This window comes from Achromobacter sp. 46006, assembly GCF_059761975.1.
Map to the genome: position 1 here is coordinate 1 of NZ_JCBANN010000108.1, position 8,937 is coordinate 8,937.

The window sequence follows — 8,937 nt, forward strand, 5'->3', positions numbered from 1 at the left end:
CCGCGTGCACGTTCTAGAGTGTGAAACAGGCACGCGCCCGCGCGCCCCGCCCACAGGCACGGCCACGGGGGCGTCCTGCCGGTAGGCCCGCGGGGTGACGGTGAAGGTGCAGGCCTGGGCGCCGGTGTTCAGGCATTCGGCATAGACCTCGCCGTTGGCGATGTCGTAGCAGACCCGGATCTCGGGCAGCGAGCCGCTGTCGGCGATGCGGTTGGTGTCGCCCTTGAAGTGGCGATGGTAGCCATTGGGGCCAAGCACCCACAGATCGTACATGCCCAGGTTGTCCCGCAGCGCATCCCAGGTGTCGGACAAGGTCTTGCCCGCCTCGACCGCGTAGCGGCGCGGCAGGCGGTCCAGGTGGTAACGGTCGTAGACATGGAACACCGCGCCCTGCGCTCCCGTGTTGGCGAACACCAGTTCCACCGTGCCCGTCGCGGCGCAGCGCGCGCTGGTATGCAATTCGTATGGCAAGGCGCGCGACGGACGGGTGCCGCTGGCCTGCAGCGGCAACTGCATGTCGGTGGGCAGCGGCATCTGCGGCAAGGCTTCCTGCGCGCTGCGCAGTTGGTCGGCCGCCGTCCGGGTGGCACGGCCCGCCAGGGTCGGCAGCGGCTCGGTGTTGGGCGTCTTGAAATTGAAGGCGCTGGTCAGGTCGCCACAGACCGCACGGCGGAACGGGCTGATATTGGGCTCGGCCACGCCGAAGCGCGCTTCCAGGAAGCGCAGCACCGAGGTGTGATCGAACACTTGCGAATTGACCCAGCCGCCACGGCTCCAGGGCGAGATCACGTACATCGGCACGCGCGGGCCGGGGCCGTAGACGCGGCCATCCTTGGTCGCCGGCTGGCTGGTGCTGCCGGCGGGCGAGGCGTGCGTGAAGTATTCAAACGCCATATCGGCATCGGCCAGCGTGGTCATGCCTGCCAGGCTGCCGCCGGCATCCCGCGACGGCGCGGACGGCGACGGCACATGGTCGAAATAGCCGTCGTTCTCGTCGAAGTTCACCAACAGCACCGTCTTGCTCCAGACTTCGGGCACGGCGGTCAGCGCGTCCAGCACCTCCTGCAGGAACCAGGCGCCTTGCACCGGGCTCGACGGGCCCGGGTGTTCGCAGTAGATCGATGGCGCGTTCATCCAGCACACCTGGGGCAGCCGGCCTTCGACGATGTCGCGCTTGAAGGCGTCCAGGTAATTCTCGGGCGCGGCGCCCGGCAAGGTATTGGCGATGCCCTTGTAGAGCGGATTGGCGGCGTTGTCGGTGGCGGCGTCGTAGGCCTTGTAAGGCAACGCCTGGCCGGTGTTGGCGTAGGGCACGCCGGGTTCGCCGCCGCTGGAGACGGGATAGCCGGAATTCACGTTGGCCTGGCGGAAGGTGCGGAAGGCGCCGAGCATGTTGTCGCCCCACTCGTCCGGCATGTTCTGGTACGAGATCCAACTGACGCCGGCCTGCTCCAGCCGCTCGGCGTACGTCGTCCAGGTGTAGCCGGTGTTGACGTTGGCCGGCAGGCCGTCGATCCAGTCCCATTCATTGTTGACGAAGGCGGTATTGGTTGGCACGGCGCCATTGGTGCCGGTCAGGTGGAACGAACGGTTGGCGTCGGTGCCGGTATGCATAGAGCAGTGATAGGCATCGCACAAGGTGAACGCATTGGCGAGCGCGAACTGGAACGGGATTTCGCGCTCCTTGAAATAGCCCATCGAGATGTCGTGCTTGTGCGTGGGCCATTGCGCCATGCGGCCGCCGTCCCAGGCCTTCTGGCTGTCGTCCCAACTGTGCGGCGTGCCCGAGGCGCGCTGCGCGTTGTTGGTGCTGCCGTCGATATGGAATGGCGTCAGCACGGCGCCGTTGGCGCGCTGCTGCTGCCAGACCTTGCGGTCGTTGGCGAGTGGAATGGTGAAGCGGTCGCCAAACCCGCGCACGCCCTTGAGCGTGCCGAAGTAGTGGTCGAACGAACGGTTTTCCTGCATCAGGATGATGACGTGCTCGACATCCTTGATGGTGCCGGTGGCGTTGTTGGCGGGGATGGCGAGCGCGCGACGGATGCTGGGCGGAAAGGCGGCCAGTGCGGCCGCGGCGAAGCCGGCGCCGGTGGCGGTCTGGAGGAAATTGCGGCGGGAGGTCATCGGGGAGACTCGGATTGGTTGAGGTCGGCGCAAACGCCGCTTACGGCGCGCAACGCAACTGCGGCGCGGGCTGGGGTTGTCCGGTGGCCGGCGGTTGCGCGGGATCATCCGAGGAATCGTCGCCGCCACAGGCGGCGAGCGTGGCGGCGGCGAGCAGGACCGCGGCAAGGGTTCTTGCAAGACTCGAGGAGGGCATGGGGAGGTTCTTTGGAAAGGGAAGGACCAGCCTTGCCGCGGAGGATCGGCAAGACCCCAGCGAGTCTAGGAACGCGAAGTGACAGCGCAATGAAAGACAGCGCGCCGCGGCGGACCGCGGCGCGTGCGGGCGGACTCAGTGTGTGTCCGGATGCGTCAGCGGGCGCGGCGGCTGAAGCGCTGCTCGACCACCACGCCGCCCCACTGCGAGCCTTCGGCTTCCTGCGTCAGCACGAAGCCGGCGGACTCATACAGATGGCGCGCGGCATCCAGGCCCTTGAAGGTCCATAAGTACGTTTCGTCAATTTCCAGCGTATCGACGAAGGCCATGGCGCGCGCCAGCAGCGCGCGTCCCACGCCCATGCCGCGCAACGATTCATCGACGATGAACCAGCGCAGGTGCGCCGTGCGCGCCGCGAGGTCGCTGTCGATGGCGATGGAGGCCAGGGTGCGATTGCCGTCGGTATAGCGCCACAGGTTCTTGCCGGGCGCGGGCAGGCTCTCGGCGAAAGCCGCCAGCCCCGTCGCCACCAGACGCTCGAACGCCACGCCAAAGCCGGCGGCCTGGGCGTAGTAGCGCGCGTGCAGCGCGGCCACGTCGCCGATGCAGCCCGGCGCATAGCCGTCCTGGATCTGCGACTCGATCACATCGACGGCCTGCGCGGCGCGCGTGTTGGGGTTTTCGCGCGACAAGGCGTCGGCATACAAGGACAGGTAGCGCACCAGGATTTCCTGGTCGGGCGGCGCCAGTTGGCGCAGCGCCCGGGAGACCTGGTCGGTGGCGAACTGGTCGATACGGTTGCGCAGGTCCAGGCCTGCCGGGGTAAGCGACAGGCGGGAGGCGCGCGCGTCGCCGCTGTCGCTCTCGCGCGCCACCAGGCCGGCCGCTTCCAGCTTGGCGACCTGGCGGCTGGTGTTGGACTTGTCCAGCCGCAGCACCAGGGCCAGGTCGCGCGCCTGGATGCCTGGCTGCAGACCGATCTCGATGATGGCGTGGACCGCCGACGGCGCCAGGTCGCTGCCGGCCAGGGACGGCCGCATGAAGCCCAGCTCGCGCACCAGCTTGCGCGAGAATTCCCGCAGGTCGCGGATGGTCTGTTCGCGGGATCGGGTGGGAAAATCGATAAGATCCATGGTGACGCGTCCTGAAGTTGCGGGTCGCAACCAATTTACTTGCGAATCGCAACCAAAACAAGCCCCCCCATGAAAATCCAATTGTTGTCCGACCTGCACCTGGAAGCCGATCCCACGTTCGCCGCGCAACCGGTGCCGGGCGCGGATCTGCTGGTGCTGGCCGGCGACATCGGTTCCTACCAGCCGCGCTCCAGGCTGGGCACGGACGACTTCGGGCTGGGCCGTTATGCGCCGCGCAATGGCTGGCCGACGCCGGTGGTCTACGTGCCCGGCAATCACGAATACGACAATCTGGATTTCGACGCCACCCACGAGCGCCTGCAGGCGCTATGCGAGGCGCTGGAAATCCAGTGGCTGGAGCGCCAGACGCGCGTCATCGACGGCGTGCGCCTGGTGGGCACCACGCTGTGGACCGATTTCGACGCGCTGGCCGCGCCCGGCGACACGCTGACGCAAGTGCTGGCCAAGCGCGGCAAGGCCTTTCGCGCCGCCGACTTCTATCTGGAGAAAGCGCAGATGCGGCGCCATGGCGCGCCCTTCATGGCCGAGCAGATGCGCGAACAGGGGCTGGCCTGCCAGGCGTGGCTGGAACAGGCGTTGCGCGCGCCGTTCGACGGCCCGACCCTGGCCATCACCCACTTCGCGCCGAGCCTGGCCAGCGCCGATCCGCGCTATGGCGTCACGCCGGGCACCGCAGGCTTCTGCAACGCGTTGGATGGCCTGTTGCCGCTGGCCGATGTCTGGATGCACGGCCACCTGCACTGTCCGCTGGACTATCGCAAGGATGGGTGCCGCGTGGTCGCCAATCCGCTGGGCTACGCCCGCAAGGGCGAACAGGACGGCTTCCTGCCCGACGCGCTGTGGGAGGTGCCGTCCGCGTGACGTGAAGCGATGCCGCGCCGCTCAGCGCGCGGCGGGTTCCAGTTCGGCCAGCACCTGGCGCGCGACCTCGTCGAGCGAACGCCGGCGGTCCATCGCCACCCGCTGCAATTGATCGTGTGCGGCCTGCTCGCTCAGGCCGTGGTGGCTCACCAGCAGCCACTTGGCGCGTTCGACGCGGCGCCGCTCTTCCAGCGCGCCGCGCGCCAGCGCCAGCGCATCGTCGGACTGGCGCAGGCGCTGCGCCTGCTCGCGCATCAGATCCAGGATGGAGCGCTCCATCGCTTCGCCCACGCCGTCCTGAGGCGGCACATCGAGGATGCGGCCCTGCAGTTGGAACAGCATCGCCGGCGCCGCGTCGCTGGCATGATCGGCGAAACGGCTCAACAGCAGCCGGTGGTTGTCGAGTTCGGCGCGCGTCTCGACGATGCGGCGATGACATTGCAGCGTCAACGCGTCGGCCAGCAGACTTTCGACGGCGCGCATGGCATCGATGCGCTCGGTGCACAGGGCGAACCACAATTCGGCCAGGCCTGTGTCGACGCGCTCCGATCCAGAGGTGCGCAACGCCATGTCGCGCAGCCGTTGCACCGGCGCGGCGGCCTGCTCCACCTGCTGCCAGGCCGCCAGCGCCTGCGGGCCGGCGTATTGCGCGAAACTGTCGAAGCAACGCGCCTGCAAATCCATCAGTTCGCGCACCCGGGCCTTCTGCGGCTCGGTGAAGTAGCCGGCGGTGTAACCGGTGACGCCATAGGCGCGCTCCTGGCCGCACAATTCCTTGCCCTGCATGAAATTCAACAGGGCCACCAGCAGGCGCGTGACGCCCGCGTCCAGCGAGGAGTCGGCGGCCTCGAACACCAGCGCGAACAGGCTGGCGATGAGCCGCGTGAAAGCCTCGCCGGCGTCCTCGGCCGCCACCCGCCGGTCGCGGATGGCACGGCGCGTGCGGGGCAGCTCGTCCAGCCGATACAGGGCATACGCGATGCAATTGAGCAGGCGCGCCTTGCCCGCGCTGCGGATGGCGTCCGGTTCGAGACGGTCCAGAAAGCGGCGCACCTCTTCCTCGACCGCGCACGCATCGGAGCTGAGGCTGGCCAGGGTCTGGCGCAGCGCGTCCTGGCCGCCGCGCAGGTACAGGTTGGACGAGCCGCGCTCTTTCTGCAGCACGTGCACCAGCTTGCTGACCAGGGTGACCAGTTCGCACGTGCCGGCCAGGGCTTCCAGGCCATGCAATTCGCTGCGGCGGGCCGCCAGGAGGAAGCGCAGGGTGGAAGGCATGGCGCGCGGCGACATGGCGGACATCCTCAACCCGCCGCTGGCGGCAGGACTTCCACCGCATCGCCGTGAAAGCGCACCGGCCAGGCCCGCAGCGATTGCTCGGGGTATTCGACGCAGGCGCCGTCGCGCAGCCGGAAGTGCTGCTTGTACAGCGGCGAGGCCACCACCAGTTCGCCCCCCAGGTGGCCGACGATGCCGCGGCCGATGACATTGGCGCCGGATTTCGGATCGCGGTTGTCAATCGCGTAGAGCGTTTCGCCAGCGACAGCCGGCAAATAGAACAGGGCTACCTGCCTGCCTTCGACCAGCGCCACCACGCCGGAGCCGGCAACCAGGTCGCGGCGAGTGCAGGCGGGGCGCCACGCGGCGGCGCCCATGATGGCGTCGGGCGGGGTCTGCTGGCCAAGGGTGATCACGGCATTCGAACGCATCAGGCAAGCTCCTCGGCGATGGGAATCACGCGCGCGGCGGGCGCCGGGCGCGGCTGGCCGCGCTCCTGCACGAAGCGGATGTCCGGGTCCGCCGCGGCGCTGTTGACGAAGGTGCGGAAGCGTTTGAGCTTTTCCGGGTCGGACAGGGCATTGGCCCATTCGCATTCATAGCGGTCCACCACCAACTGCATCTGCGCCTCCAGTTCGGCGCCCAACCCCAGGCTGTCGTCGATGACCACGGCCTTCAGATAGTCCAATCCGCCCTCCAGCGACTCGCGCCAGACCGAGGTGCGCTGCAGCTTGTCGGCGGTGCGGATGTAGAACATCAGCAGGCGGTCGATGTAGCGGATCAGCGTGGCATCGTCCAGATCCTGCGCGAACAGTTCGGCGTGGCGCGGCCGCATGCCGCCGTTGCCGCACACGTACAGGTTCCAGCCGTTCTCGGTGGCGATGACGCCGATGTCCTTGCTTTGCGCCTCGGCGCATTCGCGGGTGCAGCCCGAGACCGCGAACTTGAGTTTGTGCGGCGCGCGCAGGCCTTTGTAGCGGTCTTCGATGCGCAGCGCCATGGCGACGCTGTCCTGCACGCCGTAGCGGCACCAGGTGCTACCGACGCAGGACTTCACGGTGCGGGTGGACTTGCCGTAGGCGTGGCCGGTCTCGAAGCCGGCGGCGATCAGTTCGGCCCAGATGTCGGGCAGCTCGTGCAGTTGGGCGCCGAACAAATCGATGCGCTGGCCGCCGGTGATCTTGGTGTAGAGCTTGTATTTCCTGGCGACCGCGCCGATCGCGATCAGCCCGTCGGGCGTGACCTCGCCGCCCGGAATGCGCGGCACCACCGAATAGGTGCCGTTCTTCTGCATGTTGGCCATGAAGGTGTCGTTGGTGTCCTGCAGCGGCACCAGGTGCGGGTCCTGGATCGGGCGGTTCCAGCACGAGGCCAGGATCGACGCCACGGTGGGCTTGCACAGGTCGCAGCCGACGTGGCCGCGGCCGTGGCGCGCCAGCAGTTCCTCGAACGACTCGATACCGTGCACTCGCACGATGCCGTAGAGTTCCTGGCGGGTGTACGCGAAATGCTCGCACAGGCTCTTGTCCACCGCGACGCCACGGCTCGCCAGTTCGTGTTCCACCACTTGCTTGAGCAAGGCCGCGCAGCCGCCGCAGCCGGTGGCGGCCTTGGTGCAGGCCTTGACGCCGCCTACGTCGATGCAGCCGCCGTCCAGCGCGTCACAGATGGCGGCCTTGCTGACGTTGTGGCACGAACAGATGGTGGCGGTGGCCGGCAGCGCGCCGGCGCCCAGCGCGGGCGCGGCCTGGCCGGCGGGCAGGATCAGGCTGGCCGGGTCGGCCGGCGGCGCGATGCCGTTCTGCGCGTATTGCAGCAGCGTGTCGTAGTAGCTGTTGTCGCCCACCAGCACGGCGCCCAATACGCGCTTGCCGTCGGCCGACACCACCAGGCGGCGGTATGAGGCGCCCGCCTCGTCGATGTAGCGATAGCTGCGCGCGCCCGGCGTGGCGCCGTGGGCATCGCCGATCGAGCCGACGTCCACGCCCAGCAGCTTGAGCTTGGTCGACATGTCGGCGCCGGCGAACGGCGCGCCGTCGTCGCCGCAGAGGTCGGCGGCGGCCACGCGCGCCATCTGGTAGCCGGGCGCCACCAGGCCGAAGATGGCGCCGTCGAACGCGGCGCATTCGCCGATGGCGTAGATCGACGCATCGCTGCTGCGGCAATGGCCGTCGATGGCAACGCCGCCGCGCTCGGCCACCGCCAGTCCCGCCTGGCGCGCCAGGCCGTCGCGCGGGCGGATGCCGGCCGAGAACACGATCAGGTCGGTTTCCAGCGGCGCGCCTTCGGCGAAACGCATGCGGTAGCGGTACTGCGTGCCGGCCTTTATCTCCTGCGTGGCGCGCGACAGGTGCACGCCCACGCCCAGCGCCTCGATGCGCGCCTTGAGCGCGGCGCCGCCGGCCTCGTCCAGTTGCACCGGCATCAGGCGCGGTGCGAACTCGACCACATGCGCCTCCAGCCCGAGCGACTTGAGCGCGTTGGCGGCCTCCAGGCCCAGCAGGCCGCCGCCCACCACCACGCCGCGCCGGGCGCCATCGGCCGCCGCGCGGATCTGGTCCAGGTCATCGAGTGTGCGGTAGACCAGGCGCGAGGCCCCTTCGGCGCCGGCGATCGGCGGCACGAAGGGATAGGAGCCGGTGGCCAGCACCAGTTTGTCGTAGCCATGGCTGCCGTCGGCCGTCACCACCTGCCGCGCCTGGCGGTCGATGCGCAGCACCGGCGTGCCCAGCCGCAGCGACAGGCCCGGCCGTTCGTAGAACGCGGCCTCGCTCATGGCCATCGATTCGGCGCCGCGCCCGCCGATGTATTCGGACAGGTGCACGCGATCATAGGCGCGCCGGGTCTCTTCGCCGAACACCAGGATGCGGTAGCGCGCCAGCGCGCCCCGCTCGATCAGTTGCTCGACGCAATGGTGGCCGACCATGCCGTTGCCAATGACGATCAGGGTCTGCGTGGGAATGGAAGTCGCTGTGCTCATGGGGCTATCCAGGCTGGGCCGTTCGGTTTCCAAAAGACAAACGGCGCCCGGGACTGGTGGGTCCGGGCGCCGTTGCCTGCAATGCTTGCGTTGTCTGGCCGGACACGGGCCCGGTATGGGAGTCAAAGCAATAAGCGTGCCATCCGTCGTCCCGCCCGTGGGGCAGGCGACCAGGCGCGTTCCGCGCGCACCCAAACGGTTCCGGCGCGCACCATCGCGGTGCCGCCACGCACCACCGCGCGCATACGGCGCGCCGCCTGCGGCGCGCCGTCCCTTGGGCGGCCGCTGGCATGGAACTTGCATCGGCATGGCCAACGACCCGGCCATGCCGGGAACCAGGGCAAAGG

The 8,937-nt window shown here is 68.7% G+C and carries 6 protein-coding genes; 1 reads left to right on the top strand and 5 read right to left on the bottom strand.

Translation table 11 applies throughout. The features are described 5' to 3' along the window. Both AC6LKG_RS26025 and AC6LKG_RS26030 read right to left on the bottom strand, forming a co-directional pair. The coding region (locus tag AC6LKG_RS26025; protein ID WP_498169786.1) for a phosphocholine-specific phospholipase C at positions 1 to 2,124 on the bottom strand (2,124 nt) is incomplete at its 3' end. Between the two features lie 351 nt (positions 2,125 to 2,475). After that, positions 2,476 to 3,453, bottom strand: a complete 978-nt coding sequence (locus AC6LKG_RS26030; RefSeq protein WP_498169788.1) for a GNAT family N-acetyltransferase — start codon at positions 3,451 to 3,453, stop codon at positions 2,476 to 2,478. Between the two features lie 69 nt (positions 3,454 to 3,522). Between AC6LKG_RS26030 and AC6LKG_RS26035 the strand changes: the two genes are divergently transcribed. Further along, positions 3,523 to 4,335, top strand: coding sequence for a metallophosphoesterase (locus AC6LKG_RS26035; protein ID WP_498169791.1), 813 nt, complete (start codon positions 3,523 to 3,525; stop codon positions 4,333 to 4,335). A gap of 21 nt (positions 4,336 to 4,356) precedes the next feature. Here AC6LKG_RS26035 and AC6LKG_RS26040 read toward each other — a convergent pair whose 3' ends face one another. From AC6LKG_RS26040 to nirB, 3 genes are read right to left on the bottom strand one after another with little or no spacing between them, the layout of a single operon-like run. After that, on the bottom strand, positions 4,357 to 5,625 hold the full coding sequence (locus AC6LKG_RS26040) for a nitrate- and nitrite sensing domain-containing protein (protein ID WP_498169792.1): 1,269 nt from the start codon (positions 5,623 to 5,625) through the stop codon (positions 4,357 to 4,359). Between the two features lie 11 nt (positions 5,626 to 5,636). Then, a complete protein-coding gene (nirD, locus tag AC6LKG_RS26045; protein ID WP_498169795.1) occupies positions 5,637 to 6,041 on the bottom strand; it encodes a nitrite reductase small subunit NirD in 405 nt (134 codons plus the stop codon). After that, the gene (gene nirB / locus AC6LKG_RS26050) at positions 6,041 to 8,590 is read right to left on the bottom strand and encodes a nitrite reductase large subunit NirB (protein WP_498169796.1); all 2,550 of its coding nucleotides are present in this window, start codon (positions 8,588 to 8,590) and stop codon (positions 6,041 to 6,043) included. Before nirB ends, nirD begins: the two co-directional genes overlap by 1 nt. Positions 8,591 to 8,937: the final 347 nt, after the last annotated feature.

Bases quoted from the DNA above. Each gene is read 5' to 3' on its own strand.
- AC6LKG_RS26040 (WP_498169792.1), bottom strand. From the start codon at position 5,625: ATGTCGCCGCGCGCCATGCCTTCCACCCTGCGCTTCCTCCTGGCGGCC.
- AC6LKG_RS26030 (WP_498169788.1), bottom strand. From the start codon at position 3,453: ATGGATCTTATCGATTTTCCCACCCGATCCCGCGAACAGACCATCCGC.
- AC6LKG_RS26035 (WP_498169791.1), top strand. From the start codon at position 3,523: ATGAAAATCCAATTGTTGTCCGACCTGCACCTGGAAGCCGATCCCACG.
- nirD (WP_498169795.1), bottom strand. From the start codon at position 6,041: ATGCGTTCGAATGCCGTGATCACCCTTGGCCAGCAGACCCCGCCCGAC.
- nirB (WP_498169796.1), bottom strand. From the start codon at position 8,590: ATGAGCACAGCGACTTCCATTCCCACGCAGACCCTGATCGTCATTGGC.